This is a genomic window from Ruegeria sp. C5 (assembly GCF_056537605.1).
In genome coordinates this window covers 1429693-1449271 of sequence record NZ_JBQFRX010000001.1, presented here as the reverse complement: position 1 = coordinate 1449271, position 19579 = coordinate 1429693, and the positions used below count along the sequence as shown (strand labels likewise).

Annotated in this window: 23 protein-coding genes; 18 read left to right on the top strand and 5 right to left on the bottom strand. The window is 58.5% G+C overall.

What is annotated here, in order from left to right; translation table 11 throughout:
* Nucleotides 1–18 precede the first annotated feature (18 nt).
* Nucleotides 19–477, top strand: a complete 459-nt coding sequence (locus ACR0AW_RS07375; protein WP_170397424.1) for a methylated-DNA--[protein]-cysteine S-methyltransferase — start codon at nt 19–21, stop codon at nt 475–477.
* A 76-nt stretch (nt 478–553) separates the two neighbouring features.
* On the top strand, nt 554–1021 hold the full coding sequence (locus tag ACR0AW_RS07370) for a hypothetical protein (protein WP_170733273.1): 468 nt from the start codon (nt 554–556) through the stop codon (nt 1019–1021).
* Here ACR0AW_RS07370 and ACR0AW_RS07365 read toward each other — a convergent pair.
* The 4 genes from ACR0AW_RS07365 to fsa all read right to left on the bottom strand — a co-directional run bounded on the left by ACR0AW_RS07365 (nt 1006) and on the right by fsa (nt 4249).
* The gene (locus ACR0AW_RS07365) at nt 1006–1719 is read right to left on the bottom strand and encodes a CDP-alcohol phosphatidyltransferase family protein (RefSeq protein ID WP_170397421.1); all 714 of its coding nucleotides are present in this window, start codon (nt 1717–1719) and stop codon (nt 1006–1008) included. The genes ACR0AW_RS07370 and ACR0AW_RS07365 overlap by 16 nt on opposite strands.
* Nucleotides 1720–1773: 54 nt before the next feature.
* Nucleotides 1774–2694, bottom strand: a complete 921-nt coding sequence (locus ACR0AW_RS07360) for a tyrosine recombinase XerC (RefSeq protein WP_170733272.1) — start codon at nt 2692–2694, stop codon at nt 1774–1776.
* Nucleotides 2691–3398 (bottom strand): DUF484 family protein, encoded by a 708-nt coding sequence (locus tag ACR0AW_RS07355; protein ID WP_170397417.1) that lies wholly within the window; start codon nt 3396–3398, stop codon nt 2691–2693. The genes ACR0AW_RS07360 and ACR0AW_RS07355 overlap by 4 nt, the downstream gene beginning before the upstream one ends.
* Before the next feature lie 197 nt (nt 3399–3595).
* On the bottom strand, nt 3596–4249 hold the full coding sequence (fsa, locus tag ACR0AW_RS07350; RefSeq protein WP_170404410.1) for a fructose-6-phosphate aldolase: 654 nt from the start codon (nt 4247–4249) through the stop codon (nt 3596–3598).
* A gap of 88 nt (nt 4250–4337) precedes the next feature.
* Here fsa and ACR0AW_RS07345 point away from each other — a divergent pair, with 88 nt between their 5' ends.
* The 4 genes from ACR0AW_RS07345 to ACR0AW_RS07330 all read left to right on the top strand — a co-directional run bounded on the left by ACR0AW_RS07345 (nt 4338) and on the right by ACR0AW_RS07330 (nt 9233).
* Nucleotides 4338–6533 carry a primosomal protein N' gene (locus ACR0AW_RS07345; protein ID WP_170733271.1) on the top strand — a complete coding sequence of 732 codons (2196 nt, stop codon included), beginning with the start codon at nt 4338–4340 and terminating at the stop codon, nt 6531–6533.
* Nucleotides 6534–6612: 79 nt separating this feature from the next.
* Complete coding sequence (locus tag ACR0AW_RS07340) at nt 6613–7845, top strand: MFS transporter (RefSeq protein WP_170397410.1); 1233 nt, start codon at nt 6613–6615, stop codon at nt 7843–7845.
* A 66-nt stretch (nt 7846–7911) separates the two neighbouring features.
* Nucleotides 7912–8784: a 50S ribosomal protein L11 methyltransferase gene (locus ACR0AW_RS07335; protein ID WP_170733270.1), complete on the top strand. Its 873-nt coding sequence runs from the start codon at nt 7912–7914 to the stop codon at nt 8782–8784.
* Nucleotides 8785–8888: 104 nt separating this feature from the next.
* Entirely contained in the window at nt 8889–9233 is a 345-nt protein-coding gene (locus ACR0AW_RS07330) for a hypothetical protein (protein WP_170397406.1), read from the top strand.
* A 108-nt stretch (nt 9234–9341) separates the two neighbouring features.
* Here the strand turns inward: ACR0AW_RS07330 and ACR0AW_RS07325 are convergent, their stop codons facing one another.
* On the bottom strand, nt 9342–9557 hold the full coding sequence (locus ACR0AW_RS07325; protein ID WP_170397404.1) for a DUF1127 domain-containing protein: 216 nt from the start codon (nt 9555–9557) through the stop codon (nt 9342–9344).
* 333 nt (nt 9558–9890) lie between these two features.
* Here ACR0AW_RS07325 and ruvC point away from each other — a divergent pair, with 333 nt between their 5' ends.
* From ruvC to tilS, 12 genes are all read left to right on the top strand, one after another.
* Complete coding sequence (gene ruvC / locus ACR0AW_RS07320) at nt 9891–10388, top strand: crossover junction endodeoxyribonuclease RuvC (protein ID WP_170397401.1); 498 nt, start codon at nt 9891–9893, stop codon at nt 10386–10388.
* Entirely contained in the window at nt 10385–11062 is a 678-nt protein-coding gene (ruvA, locus tag ACR0AW_RS07315) for a Holliday junction branch migration protein RuvA (protein ID WP_170733269.1), read from the top strand. Before ruvC ends, ruvA begins: the two co-directional genes overlap by 4 nt.
* A 16-nt stretch (nt 11063–11078) precedes the next feature.
* The gene (gene ruvB / locus ACR0AW_RS07310) at nt 11079–12098 is read left to right on the top strand and encodes a Holliday junction branch migration DNA helicase RuvB (protein ID WP_170397397.1); all 1020 of its coding nucleotides are present in this window, start codon (nt 11079–11081) and stop codon (nt 12096–12098) included.
* 64 nt (nt 12099–12162) lie between these two features.
* Nucleotides 12163–12786, top strand: a complete 624-nt coding sequence (locus ACR0AW_RS07305; protein ID WP_170733268.1) for a hypothetical protein — start codon at nt 12163–12165, stop codon at nt 12784–12786.
* Nucleotides 12783–13166, top strand: coding sequence for a tol-pal system-associated acyl-CoA thioesterase (gene ybgC / locus ACR0AW_RS07300; protein WP_170404386.1), 384 nt, complete (start codon nt 12783–12785; stop codon nt 13164–13166). The genes ACR0AW_RS07305 and ybgC overlap by 4 nt, the downstream gene beginning before the upstream one ends.
* 105 nt (nt 13167–13271) lie before the next feature.
* Nucleotides 13272–13967, top strand: coding sequence for a protein TolQ (gene tolQ / locus ACR0AW_RS07295; protein WP_170397391.1), 696 nt, complete (start codon nt 13272–13274; stop codon nt 13965–13967).
* Nucleotides 13968–13969: 2 nt separating this feature from the next.
* Entirely contained in the window at nt 13970–14440 is a 471-nt protein-coding gene (gene tolR / locus ACR0AW_RS07290) for a protein TolR (protein WP_170424320.1), read from the top strand.
* Between the two features lie 15 nt (nt 14441–14455).
* Nucleotides 14456–15559, top strand: coding sequence for an energy transducer TonB (locus ACR0AW_RS07285; RefSeq protein WP_170612104.1), 1104 nt, complete (start codon nt 14456–14458; stop codon nt 15557–15559).
* On the top strand, nt 15556–16875 hold the full coding sequence (tolB, locus tag ACR0AW_RS07280) for a Tol-Pal system beta propeller repeat protein TolB (RefSeq protein WP_170466163.1): 1320 nt from the start codon (nt 15556–15558) through the stop codon (nt 16873–16875). The genes ACR0AW_RS07285 and tolB overlap by 4 nt, the downstream gene beginning before the upstream one ends.
* A gap of 86 nt (nt 16876–16961) precedes the next feature.
* A complete protein-coding gene (gene pal / locus ACR0AW_RS07275) occupies nt 16962–17465 on the top strand; it encodes a peptidoglycan-associated lipoprotein Pal (RefSeq protein ID WP_170397385.1) in 504 nt (167 codons plus the stop codon).
* 4 nt (nt 17466–17469) lie between these two features.
* Nucleotides 17470–18300 carry a tol-pal system protein YbgF gene (gene ybgF, locus ACR0AW_RS07270; RefSeq protein ID WP_170733336.1) on the top strand — a complete coding sequence of 277 codons (831 nt, stop codon included), beginning with the start codon at nt 17470–17472 and terminating at the stop codon, nt 18298–18300.
* On the top strand, nt 18297–19550 hold the full coding sequence (gene tilS, locus ACR0AW_RS07265; RefSeq protein WP_170733267.1) for a tRNA lysidine(34) synthetase TilS: 1254 nt from the start codon (nt 18297–18299) through the stop codon (nt 19548–19550). The genes ybgF and tilS overlap by 4 nt, the downstream gene beginning before the upstream one ends.
* The last annotated feature ends 29 nt before the right edge of the window (nt 19551–19579 follow it).

The window sequence follows — 19579 nt, the reverse complement described above, 5'->3', positions numbered from 1 at the left end:
ATCTGCAACCGTTCTCTTATGCCGATGATCGCCGTAGAAACTCAGTTTGGTTGCCTTGGTGTCGAAGAGACCAGCGGCGCCATCACGCGTCTTGTCTGGAATGGCCGTGACGAAGGTCTAGCCACCCCGGTTCTGCGAGAAGCGGCGGCGCAGTTGCGTGCCTATGACGAAGGGCGTTTGCAGCAGTTCGAACTGCCCTACCGGATCAAAGGATCGGAATTTCAGCGTCAGGTGTGCGATGCAATGTATGCTATCCCATTTGGTGATACGCGCACCTATGGCGAGTTGGCTAACGACCTTGGCTACTCGGCGCAAGCGGTTGGGCGCGGATGCGGAGGAAATCCCATCCCCATCATTATTCCCTGTCACCGGGTTCTGGGTGCAGATGGGAAGATGGTTGGGTTTTCAGGCCACGGCGGTGTTGAGACCAAAGTGGCTCTGCTGCGTCACGAAGGTGCTGCCAGCCTGTTGATCTGATCGGTACTTATCTGTTGCAATCGGAGCGGTACGGCCCCAACCTATATCGAATAGTGAATTTGAAGGACCGAATTGAATGACCGGCCAGATAGACCCCGCCGCACGTAAGAAAGCCATCATCGATCATCTGATGTCTTTGGAAGAACAGGAACTGGCAACCGCACAGGCACATTATGATGCCTTCCTTAAGGACTCACAGTTGGATGACCGAGAAGGGCATGACAAGGACGACATCGCTGCCTCGCGCGAGAATGCAGATCTGGCGGCCGCCTTTGATGCGCCTGTTCATGCGCATCACGCCAAGATTGACGTGATCGAGAACACCGATTTTGGCCTCACGGATACGGTGCAGCCCGGCGCCGTAATCAAGTTCAACAATCGCCGCTTCGTCGTATGTGTCTCAACGACTCGGTTTGAGGTGGACGGCAAAACCTACATGGGCATTTCGACCCAAAGCCCGATCTATCTGGCTATGGTTGGCCTGCAAGAGGGTGACGTGTTCACCCATAACGGGACTGAGTTCGAGGTTCAGGAAGTCTTGTAATCCCGGGCCTTGCGCGGCGGAATGATCTGCTGCGCAATACCGGCCGAGACCAAATACAAGCTGGTGATCACCAGCCCCCAATGTGCCCAGCTTTCGGGGTGAAAGTCGACCCAGGCGGCCCAGCCTGCAAAAAATGTCCACGCAAAAGCCATAGGCAATGACAGGGTGCGCCAACGCTCGGTCCGGACTGGGTGAATGAATTTCAGCGGCAGGAACATTGCGACAGACAGCAAGGTGACCAGCAGCAGGATGACCCAGAAGTTGGGCTCCAGGGCGAAGATCACAATGACGAACATGTTCCAGCAGCCTGGAAATCCAGAGAAGGAATTATCTTTGGTTTTCATACGTGTATCCGCAAAGTACATCGCACTTGCAAAGGTGATGACGATGATTGCGAACCAGCCGGTCCAGCCGTCCATCAGACCTGACTTAAACAAGGCGAAAGCGGGAATGAAAACATAGGTCAGATAGTCGATGATCAGATCCAGCAATACCCCGTCAAACTCGGGTGCGTTCTTTTTGACATGATAGTGCCGCGCCAGCGGGCCATCGATGCCATCGACGATGAACGAGACAACGAGCCAGAGATACATCAGGCTCCATTTCTCTTCGACTGCGGCCAACATTGCGAGCATTGCGAAAACGGCACCTGTGGCGGTGAAGAGATGAACGGAAAGCGCTTTGAATCTGAGTGTCATGGTGGTGTCATGACGGAAGCAAGGCGCAGATGCAAAGCAAAAAGGGTCTTTGCTTCAGGCTTTTGGGTGCGTGCGGTTATAGACTTCCATCAACCGGGCCGTATCGACTGCGGTATAGGTCTGCGTGGTCGAAAGCGAGGCGTGACCCAAAAGCTCTTGGATCGCGCGCAGGTCGCCGCCCGCAGACAGCAGATGGGTGGCAAAGCTGTGGCGCATCGCGTGCGGGGTGGCTGTTGCGGGAAGGCCAAGTTGCATCCGTGCCTTGGCGACCACAGCCTGAATGATTCCGGGGTTGAGCGGGCCGCCCCTGACACCTCGGAACAACGCCTTATCAAGGGATTGCGGATGTGGGCAGAGGTGAAGATAGCGATCCACCGAAGCCCGAGCGGCAGGCAAGACCGGTACGATTCTTTCCTTATCGCCCTTACCCGATATGCGCAGCGTTTCTGGCAGAGGAGCGTCCACACCGGTCAAAGACAACGCCTCGGAAATCCGCAACCCGCACCCGTAGAGGAGCGTCACAACTGCAACATCCCGTGCAGCGACCCAGTCCGATGAGGATTGTAGCTCGACCGTGTCGATCATTGCGCGCGCGGCATCTTCGGCCAGAGGTCGGGGCAGTTTCTTGGTAAATTTGGGCGCTCGGGTGGACAGCACCGCAGTAGGTTCGAACCCTTCGCGTTCGGCCAACCAGCGATAGAAGGTTTTGACGGCAGAAAGCTTGCGCGCCAGAGATCGCGCGCCGACATCAGAATTGCGCTGCTCTGCCATCCAGGCCCGCATGTCAGAAACGCTGATGCGTTCCAGCGCGGCCAGCCCTTGGCGCTCGCTGTGATGCAAGGTCATGAAGGACAGGAATTCTGTCACGTCGCCGCGATAGGCGTTGAGCGTATTTTCAGACCGCCCCGCCAGCGCCCCCAGACTGTCCAGCCAATGCTGCAGAGCATCGCGGCAGGCTGGGGAAATCAGGCTCACGACAGCCAGTGGCGCATAGAGCGTTCGAACACGCCGGCAAAAAAGGCAAGAAGATCAGTGCCAAGCTGAGGTGAGAAATGCCTCGGATCGCGCGCGCCCATGACAATCATGCCGGGTAGGCGGCCAGTGCCAAGATCGAGTTTCAGGCAGGCCTCGGATCGTAGCTGATCGGCTTGTTTACCGTAAACTTGCGGATTGGGATGGCGGATTTCGCGCAAGGTAACCTCGCGCGGCTGACCGTTGCGGTCAGCGGTTAGATAGCTATCGATAAAGCCGGGCTCAGCCACAGTCAGCACGCCGCCGAGCTGGTTCACCACCGGATCATCACGTACGACGGTTGTTTCGAGGACCAGAGTGATGTGATCGACACGCAGGATTTCGGCCACGTCATTGCCTAGCGCGCGCAGGAAATCCTCGAACACGGTGGGCTCCAACAGGCGAAGAATGGCGCGATGCACCTGATTTGTGCCCGCCAAGTTCTCATACGCCGCCGCGATGACTGAGCGATGAGTGTCCTCAAGGCGGTCAAGACGCGCCTCAAGCCGCTGCATGGCGATACCGCGCAGGTCGATAACGTTGTCACCACGCGCCTGCTCATTTGCAGCCACCAAGGCCTGCATCAGGTCTTTGTCATCCAGCACGGCGTCAGGCTCAGCCAGAATTGCGGCGCGGAGATTGTCCTTGAGTTTAGGATCGCTGCTCATGTCCCGTCCGGTCGTTTTTTTTGTTTGGCGGGCTTATAACATGGGTTGCTGGATTTGCCTTGGGAAAAATGCACGCGAAAGGCGAATTTCGTCGTTGCTGTGGCGGGCGCTCCCGCCTGCCCGGCGCTGATCAAAGATCAGCTTTTGCCGTTGGGCCGGGCGCGGTGCCTGATGGCACCGCGCGGCAATGCTTGGGATCAGAGGATTTTCTGACCTGTCTTGGCCCAGTCGGCCAGGAAAGTTTCAAGGCCTTTGTCGGTCAGCGGGTGGTCGGCCAGTTTTTTGATCACGCCCGGAGGTGCTGTAATCACGTCAGCCCCGATGCGGGCACTGTCGGTCACGTGGTTTACGGTGCGGATCGAGGCGGCGAGGATTTCGGTCTCGAACCCGTAATTGTCATAAACTTGGCGAATATCTGCGATCAGGTCCATGCCATCGAGGTTGATATCATCCAGACGTCCGATGAACGGCGAGATGAAGGTTGCGCCCGCTTTGGCCGCCAGAATCGCCTGATTGGTCGAGAAGCACAGGGTCACGTTGACCATCTGGCCTTCGTCGGTCAGTGTTTTACAGGTTTTCAAACCAGCCCATGTCAGCGGTACTTTGACTGCGATGTTGGGCGCGATCTTGGCCAGCTTACGGCCTTCGGCGATCATGTCTTCGGCCTCGGTGGCGACAACTTCGGCCGAGACGGGGCCGTCGACCAGATCACAGATCTCTTTGGTGACTTCCAGAATGTCGCGGCCCGATTTCAGGATCAGCGAGGGATTGGTGGTTACGCCGTCCACCATGCCCAGATCGTTCAGTTCGGCGATGGCATCGATCTCGGCGGTGTCTACGAAGAATTTCATGAGGGCAGTCCTTTGATGGGTTGGCCTTGGTCGCGGATGGCTTTACCTCAAAGAGACCCATGCTGGAACCCCCTGCGAAGGATATACCGTGAGCGCTAACGGATTTTTCGACGAAGGAGAGCTGGTTGCGGTGCTGACCACGCAGCCGCTGGACCGGACGTTGGATTACAAAGCGCCCGAGGGCGGGTGCTTTCTTGGGGCGTTTGTCGAGGTGCCTTTGGGCCCGCGCAAAGTCTTGGGTGTGGTTTGGGGGCCGGGGCAGGGTGGTTTTGATCTGGCCAAGGCGCGATCGGTGAACCGGGTGCTTGAGGTCGCGCCGATGCGTGAAGAAATGCGGGTGTTTCTGGGGAAAGTGGCTGACTACACCCTGACGCCGATGCATGCGATGCTGCGGCTAGCAACGCGCGCGCCGGGGTTGGGCGATCCGCCCTCGATGCGCAAGGTTTATCGTTTGGGCGGTGGTCAACCGGACCGAATGACCGACGCACGAATGCGGGTACTTGAAGTTTTGCGAGACTATGGCGGCTTGGCCTTTACGCTGAAGGAACTGGCCGAGCAAGCGGGGGTCACATCTTCGGTCATCAAGGGGTTGGTCAAACAGAACGCTGTGCGTGAAGAGGACAGCCCGCGTGATCTTCCCTATCCTCATCTTGATCCTGAATTGCCGGGAAAGGACCTGACCGAGGATCAGGCGGAGGCCGTGATGCGGCTTCAGACCGGGCAACGGACGGGAGATTATGGAACGACTCTTCTGAAGGGGGTGACGGGCTCGGGCAAGACCGAGGTTTATCTTGAGGCGGTCGCCGAGGCCCTGCGCGTGGGGCGGCAAGCACTGGTCTTGCTGCCCGAGATCGCGCTGACGGCTGAATTTCTGACCCGTGTCGAGGCGCGATTTGGTGCGCGTCCGGCTGAGTGGCATTCGGGCGCGACCATGACCGAACGTCGCCGGGTTTGGCGGATGGTCGGTCAGGGTGATGCGCAACTGGTCGTTGGGGCCCGGTCAGCACTGTTTCTTCCATTTCGTGATCTTGGTCTCCTAGTTGTCGATGAAGAACACGACACCTCGTACAAACAAGAAGATGGGGTGCATTATAGTGCGCGGGATATGGCCGTTCTGCGTTCGGCCATCTGCGGAGCGCGGGTGATTCTGGCCAGCGCGACGCCTTCACTGGAAAGCTGGGCCAATGCCGAGGCGGGTAAATACGAGCGGCTTGACCTGACCTCGCGTTTTGGTGCAGCAGTCCTGCCCGAAATGAAGCCGATCGACATGCGCGCCGAGCAGATGCAGGCCGGGACTTGGATTTCCCCCTCGCTGCGGCAGGCGGTGCAACAGCGTATCGAACGCGAAGAGCAGTCACTGCTGTTCATCAACCGCCGTGGCTATGCGCCCGTGACACTATGCCGGGCGTGCGGGGAGCAGATTGCCTGCGATCATTGCGACGCGCGAATGGTTGAACATCGGTTCCTCAAGCGTCTGATGTGCCATCAATGTGGTGAGACCAAGCCAATGCCAGAGGCCTGCCCATCCTGCGGGGTCGAGGGTAAACTGGCACCGGTCGGACCCGGGATTGAACGGCTGGCAGAAGAAGCTGAGGCGGCGTTCCCTGAAGCCAAAATCGCTATGCTCAGCTCTGATCTGTTTGGTTCGGCTCGTGCCCTGAAGGCCAAGATCGAAGAGATTGCCGAAGGCGATGCGGATATCGTTATCGGGACACAACTCGTGGCCAAAGGACATAATTTTCCAAAGCTGACACTGGTTGGGGTGATTGATGCGGACCTCAGCCTGCATGGGGCTGACCTGCGCGCGGCGGAACGAACTTTTCAATTGATGCGGCAGGTGGCGGGCCGGGCAGGTCGTGCGGATAAACCGGGTCAGGCGTTGTTGCAGACATTCCAGCCGGAACATCCGGTGATCCGGGCGATTCTATCGGGCGATGAAGAAGGATTCTGGAAGGCTGAAGCCGCCGGGCGTCAGGCCGCCGGGGTGCCGCCGTATGGCCGCATGGCCGGGATTGTCCTGTCTGGCCCCGAGGTCGGGCCGGTCTTCGACATCGGCAACGCCATGGCGCGCAACGATGCGCCGTTGCGCGATGTTGGTGCTCAGGTATTTGGCCCGGCTCCAGCCCCGATCGCGCGCATACGTGGGCGTCACCGCGTCCGGCTGTTGGTCAAAGCCCCGAAAGGTGCGCCTATTCAGGACGCCATCGCCCGCTGGATCGCCCCGTTGAAGTTGAAAGGCGATATCCGCCTGACCGTGGATATCGATCCGCAAAGCTTCTACTGACCCCTGCATCAGTGCAGAGCCGCTGTGCGCCTGCCGCTTTCCCCTCGCCAAAAAGTACAAATGGGCGTAGAGCATCCTCATGCTGAAACCCATGCCCTTGTCTGAGGCGCAGAGTCTTCCGCTCTGGCGCCGACCTATGACGCTCTTGTTCGTGATGGCGTTGACCATGCCGATCGCGTTCAACGCGTGGAGTGCATTGCTGAACAATTTCGTCATCGAGGCGGCGAACTTCGACGGGGCGGATATCGGGCTTTTGCACACGGTACGCGAGATTCCGGGTTTTCTGGCCGTTGGCGTGATTGCGGTGATCATTTTCATCCGCGAGCAGGTACTGGCCATGATCTCATTGATGATGTTGGGCGTGGCGACGGCGGTGACGGCCTGGTTTCCCAGCCTTGGCGGGCTGCTGTTTGTGACGCTGTTCAGCTCGATCGGGTTTCACTACTATGAGACGGTGAACCAGTCACTGCAGCTGCAATGGCTGCCTAAAGACCGTGCGCCGCAGGTGCTTGGCTGGCTGGTGGCTATGGGCTCGGCTGCGACGGCTGTGGTCTATGGCTTGATCGTCCTGACATGGGACCGCTTCGACCTGTCCTATAACTTCGTGTTCATGGCGGCAGGCGGCGTGACAACTTTGCTGGCAGTGTTTTGCTTGATTGCTTACCCGCAATTCGACGCACCGACGCCGCAGACCAAGAAGCTGATCCTACGCCGCCGCTACTGGCTGTATTATGCATTACAGTTCATGGCGGGCGCGCGGCGGCAGATTTTTGTCGTGTTCGCCGGTTTCATGATGGTCGAGAAATTCGGCTTTGAAGTACACGAACTGACCAGCCTTTACCTGATCAACCTTATGATCAACATGATGGCGGCTCCGCTGCTGGGCAAGGCAGTCGCGCGGTTTGGCGAACGCCGCACTCTGATCTTTGAATATGCCGGGCTCGCCATCGTTTTCGCAGCCTATGGCGGCATCTACTGGTTTAGCTGGGGCGTGCTGCTGGCGGCGATCCTCTATGTGATCGACCATGTGCTGTTTGCTCTGGCGTTGGCTTTGAAAACTTATTTCCAGAAGATCGCCGACCCGGCGGATATTGCGCCCACTGCGGCGGTGGCATTTACCATAAATCATATCGCCGCTGTTTTCCTGCCAGCACTTTTAGGTCTGCTATGGGTCGTTTCGCCCGGCGCAGTGTTTGGTTTGGCCGCTGCAATGGCGATCATCTCGCTTCTGCTGTCACTACTGATCCCGCGTCATCCGGAACCGGGCAACGAAACCATCCTGTCGAAATACGCCCCCGCGCCCGCCGAATAAGCGACTCCGCTTGACCTTGGCGGTCGGTGCCCCTAGGCGCTGTTTCGATCGAAACAGGAGGCCCCCATGCCAACATTCACTGCTCTGACCACTTTGAACGGCAAGAAAGCCGCTGAAGGATTGGGCGAGGCGATGGAACGGCTGGACCCGGAACCAACCGGCGTCGGCGTGTTCGAGGTCGAGGATGGCTCGGGCCTGTGGGAAGTCGGCGGCTATTTTACCGAAACCCCGGATGAAACCGCGCTGGCGGTTCTGGCCGCCGCGTTCGAGGCCAAGCCCTTTGTGGTCTCGGAACTGCCCGAAACGGATTGGGTCGCCCATGTCCGCCGCGAACTAGCCCCAGTCGAGGCCGGTCGGTTTTTTGTCTATGGAAGCCATGATGCCGACAAACTGCCCGAAGGCCGCATTCCGCTGCTGATCGAAGCTGCGATGGCCTTTGGCACAGGGCACCATGGGACAACGCTTGGTTGCCTCAAGGCTTTGGACCATCTTCTGGATCATGGGTTCACGGCCACCAAAGTTGCCGATATCGGCTGCGGTACTGCCGTGCTGGCGATGGCCGCAGCTCGGGTCTGGGAGGGCAATATCATCGCCAGCGACATTGATGAGGTTGCCGTCGACGTGGCCGAGGCCAACCTTCGGGCGAACGGTATGGCGGGTGCGGTTAAATGCGTTGAAGCGGCAGGTTTCGATCACCCGGATCTGAAGGCGCATGCGCCTTACGATCTGATATTCGCCAATATCCTAAAAGGTCCGCTCGTGGCCCTTTCGCCTGAAATTTCGGCGAACCTGCGGGGGGGTGGACAAGCGATTCTATCGGGAATCCTCAATGAACAGTCCGATGACGTGATCTCGGTTTATCTCCAAAACGGCTTCAATCTGGTTCGCCAGGATCGGATTGGTGAGTGGACGACGCTAATCTTAAGCAAACAGGGCTGAATTTAGGCCATTTACGGGAGTTTTGTGGATTTTTGCCACGTTTTTGTCGCATTCTCTAATTATCGTCTTTCAATGCACTCGGGGGGCGGTTTTCGGAGGCTGCCATGACAGGAAAACAACTCGAATTCGATCAACGCATCTCGCGTTTGAACAAAAAGCACCAGAAACTCAGCCGCGGCTATCGTGCCACGTTGCGCTCAGACGGGCTGGTGGTGATGAAACCCCAGCGTATGCGTTCAGCAGTTCCAGCGAGGGTTTTGTTGCTGTGTTTGGTTGGCTTCTTTGCCTTCAAGGCCTTTTTACTGTCCCATCTTGGCCCGACTGCGTACGAAACGCGTGTTGAAAGCCTGAATCAGGGCACGCCGGTTGAGAAAGCTGGCGCCTGGATCATGCAGGCCGATCCGGTGACCGCGTTTTTCTCGAGCCAACTGAACAAGGTTTGGTTCTAACCGGATATCTTGCACCCTCCTAATAAAAACACCGCATGCCTCACGGCGTGCGGTGTTTCTGTTTGCCCCACAGGGAGGAGGAAGGGGCGTATGCGGTAGTCCGTTATCTCAGTAACGGCGGCCTTCGGCGACAACGTCGATGTCGCCGCGGCATAGTCCGATATCGTCCAGTTCGCGGTCAGAAAGACCGTTCAGCGCGTTACGGGTTGCGCGGGCGTCATTCCATTCAACAACGGCGTTTACAACCGATGCAAAAAGTGCGCCGATACGGCCGACGAGGCCGAATGAGCCAGTGGTGGTGCGGGTGGTATCCAGTGCAGCCATATCCTGTTTCCTTCTGGTTTGTGTTAAACTCTGATCTTGCGATCTGAGCGGCATCTAGTGATGAGTTTCGCCGTGCGCAAGCGCAGAAATTGCATGTGTCCTATGCATTTTTTGCAACGCTCGAAATTGATGAAAACCCCTTAAATCATTGGTTAAAGTTCGATCGGATAAGCGTCGAAAACGAACCTAACCCGGTCGCAAACAGGCCGCGAGGAACCGGAGGCGACATGAATGTCGGTTTTGGACCTTGAGTTGATTTCCTTGGAAAATGTTCACGCTTCGTGCTAGTCGATGAAAAAAGATCACACAAACCCGAGCAGGCCGAGACAAAACATGCGAATTCTGGGCATTGATCCAGGGCTTAGAACCTTGGGATGGGGCGTCATCGAATCGCATGGCAGCCGCCTGAGCCACGTTGCGAATGGATTGTGCAAATCCGATGGTGATGATCTGGGGGAAAGGCTGCTGTCGCTACACAATCAAATCGTCGAAGTCATCGCCGAGCACAAACCAGATCAGGCGGCAATTGAACAGACCTTCGTCAACAAGGATGGGGCCGGTACACTGAAACTGGGTCAGGCGCGTGGTGTTGCGCTTCTGACGCTTGCGAAGGCGGGTTTGCCGGTTGGCGAGTACGCCCCCAACCGCGTCAAGAAAACGGTGGTGGGCGTCGGGCACGCCGAAAAAGAGCAGGTACTGCATATGGTCAAACTCCAACTGCCCGGTTGTTCCCCCAAAGGGGCGGATGCTGCGGATGCATTGGCGATTGCCATCTGCCATTCCTACTATGGCGCCGCACCGCAGGCACGGATGAAAGAGGTACGCGCATGATCGGCAAGCTCACTGGACGGCTGGATTACCGCGCGGCGGATCACGTTCTGATCGACGTGCGGGGGGTCGGCTATATCGTCTATTGCTCGGACCGGACCATGGCGGCCCTGCCGGGGGTGGGTGAGGCAATGTCAATCTACACCGATATGGTCGTGCGCGAAGACCTGATGCAGCTTTATGGTTTTCTGTCCTTGGTCGAGAAGGAATGGCACCGTCTGCTGTGCTCGGTTCAGGGTGTGGGTGCGAAGGTATCGCTGGCCATTCTTAGTGCGCTGGGGTCCGATGGTGTCAGCCGCGCGATTGCCTTGGGCGACTGGGGGGCCGTGAAGGCCGCAAAGGGTGTCGGCCCCAAGACCGCGCAACGGATCGTTCTTGACCTCAAGGACAAGGCCCCGGGTGTGATGGCGATGGGCGGCACGGTGACCGAAGCGATGGATGGCCCGGCACTTGAAGTGGTTGAGACGACCGAGCCTGCGCCTGTTCCGAAACGGGTGGCCAAACCGGCCTCGGGCGCTGCCGCTGCTTCTGCGGATGCGCTGTCGGCGTTGGGCAATCTGGGCTATGGACCGTCCGAGGCGGCATCGGCCGTGGCCGAGGCAGCGGCTAATATGCCAGATGCGGGCGAGGCCGATCTGATACGCGCCGCGCTGAAGCTACTGGCCCCCAAGGGCTGAGTGAAAGGGTAACTGAATGGTAGACGCTGATCCCGCCCTGCGACCCGAACCGATGCCCGAGGACAATGACCGCGCCCTGCGCCCGCAGGGGCTGGATGAATTCATTGGTCAGGCCGAGGCGCGGGCCAACCTACGCATCTTCATCCAGTCGGCCCGCCAACGCGGTGAGGCGATGGATCACACGCTGTTCCATGGTCCACCTGGATTGGGTAAGACCACGCTTGCGCAGATCATGGCGCGCGAGTTGGGAGTGAATTTCCGCATGACCTCGGGACCGGTTCTAGCCAAGGCGGGGGATTTGGCGGCGATTCTGACCAATCTGGAATCGCGGGATGTCTTGTTCATCGACGAGATTCACCGTCTGAACCCGGCGGTCGAAGAGGTGCTGTACCCCGCGATGGAGGATTTCGAGCTGGATCTTGTCATTGGTGAAGGTCCGGCGGCGCGGACTGTACGGATCGAGCTGCAGCCATTTACGCTGGTCGGGGCGACAACGCGGATGGGGTTGCTGACCACGCCGTTGCGCGATCGGTTTGGCATCCCGACCCGGCTGCAGTTCTATACGGTCGACGAGTTGCACGAGATCGTCACCCGCAATGCCCGCAAACTGGGCGCACCTGCGGATGACGAAGGCGCGCGTGAGATCGCGCGCAGGTCTCGTGGAACACCACGGATCGCCGGTCGTCTTCTGAGACGCGTAGTGGATTTTGCCATTGTTGAAGGCGATGGGCGGATTACGCGCGACTTGGCGGATGGGTCACTGACCCGACTGGGGGTCGATAACCTTGGTCTGGACGGGGCCGACCGCCGGTATTTGAAGCTGATTGCCGAGAACTATGCGGGCGGGCCAGTGGGGATTGAAACACTCTCGGCGGCGTTGTCCGAAAGCCGGGATTCGCTGGAAGAGGTGATCGAGCCTTATCTCCTGCAGCAAGGCCTGATCCAGCGCACTCCGCGCGGACGGATGCTGGCGCAAAAGGCATGGACGCATCTGGGGATGGCTGCACCCAAAGGACAGAGCGATCTGTTTGGTTGAAGTGGGGCGCATTAGATTTTAAGCCTCAGGCAGTCGTATCTAAATCGAGAAGAAGGACTGGGGCGTGACACCCGATGAGATTGAGGCGCTGTTCACACGCGATAGCGGTGAGTTTCTGTTTGCGCGCTGGGGCAGACCCATCGTGCCCATCGTGTTTGGTGTCGAGGATGAAACGCTGTCGACCGTAAAAGGTGCGTTCGAGGCGGTTGTCACTCTGGCAAATCACAAGATGACCGAGACGGATCCCGAACTGGGTGCCAATTGCATGGTGTTCTTCTTCCGTGAGTGGCAGGAATTGTTGGACGTGCCCGATCTGGATCGCCTGATCCCGGATCTGGCCCCACTGGTCGACCGGCTTGTGGCGGCCGATGCCAATCAGTATCGCATATTTCGGTTCGAGGATGACGGCGCTATCCGCGCGGCATTTGTGTTTTTGCGCATGGACAAAGAGCTGTCGAAAGTGCCGGCAGAAACGCTGGCGTTAAGCCAGGTTGTACAAACGATCCTGCTTTGGTCCGACACAGCTTTTCGCAGCGCCTCACCTCTGGCGATTGCTGGTGACGCGACGATCTTGCGGCCTGATATTGCGGCCTTGATCCGCGCCGCCTACGATCCTGTTCTGCCCGGTGCCGCGCAGGACCCCTCTCATGCGTTGCGCTTGTTCGCCAGATTGGAGCCGTCGCAATGAAGCATCACTACCCGGTCCGTGTTTATTACGAAGACACCGACATGGGAGGCGTGGTCTATCACGCAAATTATCTGAGATTCATCGAACGCGCCCGGTCGGACTGGGTGCGTAAACTGGGTAATGATCAGAACGCGATGCGGGACGCAGGCATTGTCTGGGTCGTGCGGCGGATCGAGGCGGATTATCTCGCCGCCGCTAGGTTTGAAGACGAGCTGATGGTCGAGACCGAGATGGTTTCGCTATCGGGCGCTCGGTTGACAATGTCGCAATTGGTCAAGCGTGGCGAGACCGAGATTTTCCGCGCCGAGGTAACGGCTGTCTGCATGAATGCGCAGGGTAAGCCCGTTCGTCTTCCGGCAGAGATTCGCGCATTGATGTAACATTTTCAGCCTCCGGGGTGGTTCTGTTGGCTTTTCATCTCCATCTGCGTTAGCGTTTGGCAAAACAAGGCCAAATGGCCATCAGGCAAAACAAAGAGCAGGTTCATGGAAGCTGAAACTCTGGCGCTGGCGCAGGAGATCGATTTCTCCATGTGGGGGCTGTATGCCCGCGCGACCTTTATCGTCAAACTGGTGATGTTGATGCTGATCGGTGCATCCATCTGGTCCTGGGGCATTATCATTCAGAAACTGATCAACTACCGAGCCGCGCGGCGCGAGGCGCAGGTATTCGATGAAAGCTTCTGGTCTGGCAATCCGCTGGATGAGCTGTTCGAGCAGATCGGAACCCAGCCCGATGGCAGTTCCGAAAAGATTTTCGCGGCGGGGATGATCGAGTGGCGACGCTCGCACCGCACCGATGGCGGCTTGATCGCAGGGGCGACGGCGCGGATCGATCGCTCGATGGACGTGGCGATCGCGAAAGAGGCTGAGGGTCTGCAAAAAGGGTTGCCCATTCTGGCCACTGTCGGATCGACAGCGCCGTTTATCGGCCTGTTTGGCACCGTTTGGGGCATCATGAATGCCTTTATCGAGATTGCCGAGCAGCAGAACACAAACCTCGCCGTTGTGGCCCCGGGTATTGCCGAGGCGTTGCTGGCCACCGGTCTTGGCTTGCTGGCCGCGATCCCGGCGGTGATATTCTATAATAAACTCAGCGCAGACAGTGACCGCATCGTCGGCGGCTACGAGGCCTTTGCCGATGAATTCGCCACTATCCTGTCGCGTCAGTTGGATAGCTGACGATGGGTGCGGCAGTTCAGCAAAGCTCGGGCGGGAACGGACGCAGGCGCGGACGGCGGCGCGGGCGCGCCCAACCGATGGCCGAGATCAACGTGACGCCCTTTGTTGATGTCATGCTGGTGTTGCTGATCATCTTTATGGTGGCGGCCCCATTGTTGACCGTCGGCGTACCTGTCGATCTGCCCAAGACTGCCGCAAGTGCCTTACCCGGTGACAACGAAGAGCCGCTGACCGTGACCCTGACCGCAGATGGGCGCGTGCAGATCCAGACCACGGATGTGCTGCGCGAAGAACTGATCGGTAAGCTGCGCGCGATCGCAGCTGAGCGCAGCAGCGACCGCGTGTTCTTGCGTGCTGACGGCGCGATTCCATATGCGCAAGTGATGCAGGTCATGGGTGCTTTGAACGCGGGCGGGTTTTCCAACGTTGGCCTTGTGACTGATACCGGCGGGCCAACGCTGGACGAAGGGTGAGAGTGAGGCTGCGCGGTGGATACCGGCACCAAGATTTCGGCAATTGCGCATGTCAGCCTGATTGGCTGGGCGCTGATCGGCGGGACCTTCCGGTCCGAGCCGTTGCCGATGGCTGTACAGGATGTCTCGGTGATCTCGGCTGAGCAGTTTGCGGCCATGACCGCGCAACGCGAGGCACCCGAGGTGCCGACTGACCCGGCTGAACTGCAACAGCCTGCAGAACCTGATAAGATCGAAATACTGGACCCGACACCGGAAGAAACGCCCGAACCTGAGCCGGTTGCCCAGCCCGAGCCGGAACCTGAGCCCGAGCCGGAACCGGAAACGGTGGAAGTCCCGCCCGAGCCCGAACTGATCGAACAACCTCCGACGCTTGAAGAGCCCGAGCCTGAGCTGGCGGCGCTTCCTGCGCCTCCGGGCCCAGAGGCCGAACCAAGCCCTGCGGATAAGATCGCGCCCGAGCAGATTGCTCCTCCTCCGCCCGAGGCCAAGCCGGATGACATTGAAACCCCTCCGGTTTCGCTGGATGAAGGGGCGGAAATCCAACAAGAACAGCAAGATCAAACGGCACCGGAAGAGGCCGCGCCCGAGATTGTGACCGAGGCGGAAGAAGTCGAAGATCCGGCCCCGCGAACTTCTCCTCGTCCGCGCGTGCGCCCGAACCGGCCGGCACCCCAGCCAGAGCCTGAGGTTGCAGAAACGCCCGAGCCCGCGCCGACTGAACCTGCGCAAAACGAGCAAGCGATCAATGACGCCTTGGCCGAAGCATTGGGCAATGGCACCGAACCTTCGGGCCCACCACTGACAAGCGGTGAAAAAGACGCGATGCGGGTTGCGGTGTCGCGGTGTTGGAATGTCGGGTCCCTGTCGACGGATGCGCTGGAAACCGTGGTTGTTGTCGGGTTTTCGTTAACCAGAGATGGCAAAGTGGTTGGCGGCAGTTTGCAGCTACTCGACAGTTCAGGCGGCTCAGCCGCATCAGCAAAACAAGCCTACGAAGCCGCGCGGCGCGCAATTTTGCGCTGTGGGTCTAAAGGATATGACCTACCTGCTGACAAATACGATCAATGGCAGGATATTGAGATTACATTCAATCCCGAGAGGATGCGGATCAAATGATGAAACTTCTGACCAGCCTCTTAATTGGCCTGACCCTTCTTTCGACCTCGGCTTACGCCCAAAGTGGCCCGCTGCGTCTGGAAATCGATGAAGGGATCATCGAACCTATGCCGTTTGCCGTGCCAAGCTTTGTGCCTGACGGTCCCTCGGCGGCACAATATGCACAAGATATCTCGCGGGTGGTCGTGTCTGACCTGACCGGAACGGGCCTGTTTCGTGAAATCTCGTCGGATGCATATATCAGCCGCGTCAGCAGTTTTGACGCGCCGGTACAGTTCGCAGATTGGAAGGCGATCAACGCTCAAGCACTGGTGACAGGGGCGGTCAATGTGTCGGGCAAGCGCCTGACGGTCCGGTTCCGGGTCTGGGATGTCTTCTCGGGGCAGGAACTCGGCAACGGTTTGCAGTTTGCAGGAACAACCGACGGTTGGAGGCGCATGGCGCATAAGGTCGCGGATCAGGTTTATACCCGGATCACGGGAGAGGGCGCCTATTTCGACAGCCGTGTCGCGTTCGTGTCGGAGAGCGGCCCAAAGGATCAACGGCGCAAACGGTTGGCCATAATGGATTACGACGGCGCTAATGTGCAGTATCTGACCGACAGCGCAGCGATTGTTCTGGCGCCTCGGTTTTCACCGACGGGCGACCAGTTGCTCTATACCAGCTACGAGACCGGTCAGCCGCGTATTTACGTTCTGGATGTCGGCCGCGTGAAGCGGCAGGAGTTGAAAACGCAGGAAGGCACCATGAGTTTCTCACCGCGCTTCTCTCCGGATGGTCGTTCAATTGTTTATTCGTTGACCCAAGGCGGAAACACGGATTTGTGGAAAATGGATCTGGCCTCGGGCCAAAGCGTGCGACTGACCAATACGCCCGCGATTGAAACTGCACCAAGCTATGCGCCGGACGGCAGTCGGATCGTGTTTGAAAGCGACCGGTCGGGCACTCCGCAGCTTTACATCATGCCCGCCAACGGAGGCGAGGCAACGCGGATCAGTTTTGGGCAAGGCCGCTATGGTACGCCGGTTTGGTCTCCGCGTGGTGACTTGATTGCCTTTACCAAGCAGAACAAAGGTCGCTTCCACATCGGTGTTATGCGCACGGATGGCAGCGAAGAGCGCCTTTTGACCGCCTCGTTCCTGGACGAAGGTCCCACATGGTCGCCAAACGGGCGGGTCATCATGTTCACCCGCGAAACGCAGGGGGCAAGCGGTCGATCGACGCTTTACTCTGTGGATATTTCGGGCCGTAACTTGCGTCCTGTTAGAACGCCGGATGGCGGTAGCGACCCGTCTTGGGGGCCACTGCAGAATTGATCGGAACAGACCGCAGGTAAAGTTCACAACAAACCCGCAATGTGATAGAAGCGCGGCAATAAACAACGAAACACGAGGCACTTGAGATGAAACTGTTGAGCAAAGTCGCGGCAATTGGGGCGCTGACCCTGATTGCGGCCTGTTCCAATAATGATCCGTCGGCTCTGGGTGGCGGCGCTGGTGGCAGCGGCGCACTGGTTCCGGGCTCACCCAGTGATCCGCGTTCGCCAGCCTATTTCCAGCAAACAGTTGGTGACCGGGTTCTGTTCGCGGTCGATCAGTCCACGCTCAGCCCGCAGGCGCAGACGATTCTGCAAGGGCAGGCCGATTGGCTGCTCGCCAATCCGGATTTTGTCGCCAATATCGAAGGCCATGCGGACGAGCAGGGCACGCGCGAATACAACCTTGCGCTTGGAGCTCGCCGGGCCAATGCGGCGCGGGAGTATCTGATCTCGCGCGGGGTGGCAGGCAACCGGTTGACCACCGTCAGCTATGGCAAGGAACGCCCGATCGAAATTTGCAGCACCGAGGATTGCTATTCGAAAAACCGCCGCGCGGTGACGGTGCTGACCGGTTCAACCTTGGGGTAAGATGATGCGAATTGCAGGTTTGGTTCTGGCGGCGGTCGTGACCGTCGCTGGTATGACACAGGCACAGGATCAGCAGACGCTGGCGGATATCCGTCAGGAATTAACCGTGCTGCATGTGGAAATTCAGCGTCTCAAGCGCGAGTTTTCAACCACTGGTTCCCCTGCGCCAAACCTGTCCGGCAGTTCCGTGCTTGAGCGCGTTGATGCGATCGAGGCCGAACTACAGCGCCTGACTCGTCAGACCGAGCAGTTGAACCAACGGGTGCAGAATGTCGTGACCGATGGCACCAACCGTATCGGTGATTTGGAGTTTCGTCTGGTTGAACTTGAAGGCGGTGATCTGAGCGCGCTGGGCGAAACCTCAACGCTGGGTGGTGAGACATCGACCGATGTGGCTGTGGCACCCACCCCCAACCCTACGCAACCCACGGTCACTGATCAGGGGGAGCTTGCAGTCGGTGAACAAGCGGATTTTGATGCCGCTTCGCAGGCCCTGGTGGATGAAGATTTCCAGACCGCGGCCGATCTGTTTGCGCAATTCGACCAGTCCTATCCGGGCAGCCCGCTGGCGAGCCAAGCCAACCTGCGGCGCGGGCAGGCGCTGAAAGGGGTAGGCGATACACGCGAAGCGGCGCGCGCCTTTCTGGCCAGCTTCACGGGCGACTCCGAAGGACCTCTGGCACCCGAGGCGTTGTTTGAGTTGGGCGCAGCGCTTGGACAGCTGGGCCAAACCGATCAGGCTTGCATCACACTCGGCGAAGTTGGCGTACGATTTCCGGCATCGGCACCAGCTGCTTCGGCCACACAGGAAATGGCAACGCTGGGCTGTTCTTGACCTCTGACGCCGATACGCTTCGGGCCAATTTGCGGGCAGGTCTGCCCGATCCACTGCCGCGCCGTCTGGGGGTGGCGGTTTCAGGGGGCAGTGATTCGACTGCCCTGTTGCGATTACTTGTTGATATCGCGCGACAAGAGCAGATCGAGCTGTTTGCGGCGACCGTTGATCACGGCCTGCGAGCTGAATCTGCGTCAGAGGCCTTGGCCGTCGCGACACTGGTGCAGCGCTTAGGCATTCCTCATGAAACGCTGAAATGGCAGGGGTGGGATGGATCCGGAAATCTGCAGGATCAGGCGCGGCGTGCGAGATACCGGTTGCTGGTCGCGTGGGCCGAATCGAAGGGCCTAGAGGCAGTTGCGCTGGGCCACACGGAGGATGATCAGGCTGAAACGGTACTGATGCGGCTGGCCCGTGCTTCGGGCGTTTCGGGGCTTTCGGCCATGGCTGTATCGCGAAAAGAAGGTCTGGTCACATTGCTGCGCCCATTGCTGTCCACGACACGCTCCGATCTTCGGGAATATCTGACTGTGCTAGGTATTTCGTGGATTGATGATCCGTCGAATCAGGACCCTCGTTTTGACCGGATCAAAGCCCGCCAGGCACTTTCCGGATTAAATCAAATCGGGATCACGGCAGAGTCATTATCACGGGTCGCTGAAAATATGGCACAAGCGCGTGAAGCATTGGCGCAATACGCGCAGGAATCCGCTCTCCGGTTCATCACGGTGGCGGATGGCGATCTTTGCATTGATCGCGAAGGTTTCGAAACTCTGCCCGAAGAAATCCGTCGTCGGCTTGTGACCGCGTCTGTTTCATGGATCGCAGGGGGAGAGTATCCGCCACGACACAAAGCGGTGGATCAAGTGTTGGATTCGATATCGTCTGCTCAGACGGCCACCCTGGGGGGATGCATTTTAATCCCGGAAGGCAAAAAAACTTGGATTTGCAGAGAGCTAAACGCCGTCAGCAATCAGCTCGCGCGCGCCTCAGAACCTTGGGACAGGCGTTGGATTATGTCCGGGCCAAAAACTGAAGTTGCGGAAATCCGGGCGCTTGGTGAGGATGGTATATTGCAGCTGGAAAACTGGCGCTCTGTGGGCAAACCTCGCGCTGCAGTGCTGTCGACGCCCTCGGTCTGGGCCGAAGGCACTCTACTGGCTGCACCTCTGGCCGGTTTTGCAAACGAATGGCGGGCCGAACTGCTTCCAGAAAGGTCCGACTTCGATGCGGTGATTTTATCTCATTGAACCTGCCACAATCCTCTCTATTTTAAGGA

Bases quoted from the DNA above. Each gene is read 5' to 3' on its own strand.
- ACR0AW_RS07375 (WP_170397424.1), top strand. From the start codon at position 19: ATGCCGATGATCGCCGTAGAAACTCAGTTTGGTTGCCTTGGTGTCGAA.
- ACR0AW_RS07370 (WP_170733273.1), top strand. From the start codon at position 554: ATGACCGGCCAGATAGACCCCGCCGCACGTAAGAAAGCCATCATCGAT.
- ACR0AW_RS07365 (WP_170397421.1), bottom strand. From the start codon at position 1,719: ATGACACTCAGATTCAAAGCGCTTTCCGTTCATCTCTTCACCGCCACA.
- ACR0AW_RS07355 (WP_170397417.1), bottom strand. From the start codon at position 3,398: ATGAGCAGCGATCCTAAACTCAAGGACAATCTCCGCGCCGCAATTCTG.
- fsa (WP_170404410.1), bottom strand. From the start codon at position 4,249: ATGAAATTCTTCGTAGACACCGCCGAGATCGATGCCATCGCCGAACTG.
- ACR0AW_RS07340 (WP_170397410.1), top strand. From the start codon at position 6,613: ATGCTGAAACCCATGCCCTTGTCTGAGGCGCAGAGTCTTCCGCTCTGG.
- ACR0AW_RS07335 (WP_170733270.1), top strand. From the start codon at position 7,912: ATGCCAACATTCACTGCTCTGACCACTTTGAACGGCAAGAAAGCCGCT.
- ACR0AW_RS07330 (WP_170397406.1), top strand. From the start codon at position 8,889: ATGACAGGAAAACAACTCGAATTCGATCAACGCATCTCGCGTTTGAAC.
- ACR0AW_RS07325 (WP_170397404.1), bottom strand. From the start codon at position 9,557: ATGGCTGCACTGGATACCACCCGCACCACCACTGGCTCATTCGGCCTC.
- ruvC (WP_170397401.1), top strand. From the start codon at position 9,891: ATGCGAATTCTGGGCATTGATCCAGGGCTTAGAACCTTGGGATGGGGC.
- ruvA (WP_170733269.1), top strand. From the start codon at position 10,385: ATGATCGGCAAGCTCACTGGACGGCTGGATTACCGCGCGGCGGATCAC.
- ruvB (WP_170397397.1), top strand. From the start codon at position 11,079: ATGGTAGACGCTGATCCCGCCCTGCGACCCGAACCGATGCCCGAGGAC.
- ybgC (WP_170404386.1), top strand. From the start codon at position 12,783: ATGAAGCATCACTACCCGGTCCGTGTTTATTACGAAGACACCGACATG.
- tolQ (WP_170397391.1), top strand. From the start codon at position 13,272: ATGGAAGCTGAAACTCTGGCGCTGGCGCAGGAGATCGATTTCTCCATG.
- tolR (WP_170424320.1), top strand. From the start codon at position 13,970: ATGGGTGCGGCAGTTCAGCAAAGCTCGGGCGGGAACGGACGCAGGCGC.
- tolB (WP_170466163.1), top strand. From the start codon at position 15,556: ATGATGAAACTTCTGACCAGCCTCTTAATTGGCCTGACCCTTCTTTCG.
- pal (WP_170397385.1), top strand. From the start codon at position 16,962: ATGAAACTGTTGAGCAAAGTCGCGGCAATTGGGGCGCTGACCCTGATT.
- ybgF (WP_170733336.1), top strand. From the start codon at position 17,470: ATGCGAATTGCAGGTTTGGTTCTGGCGGCGGTCGTGACCGTCGCTGGT.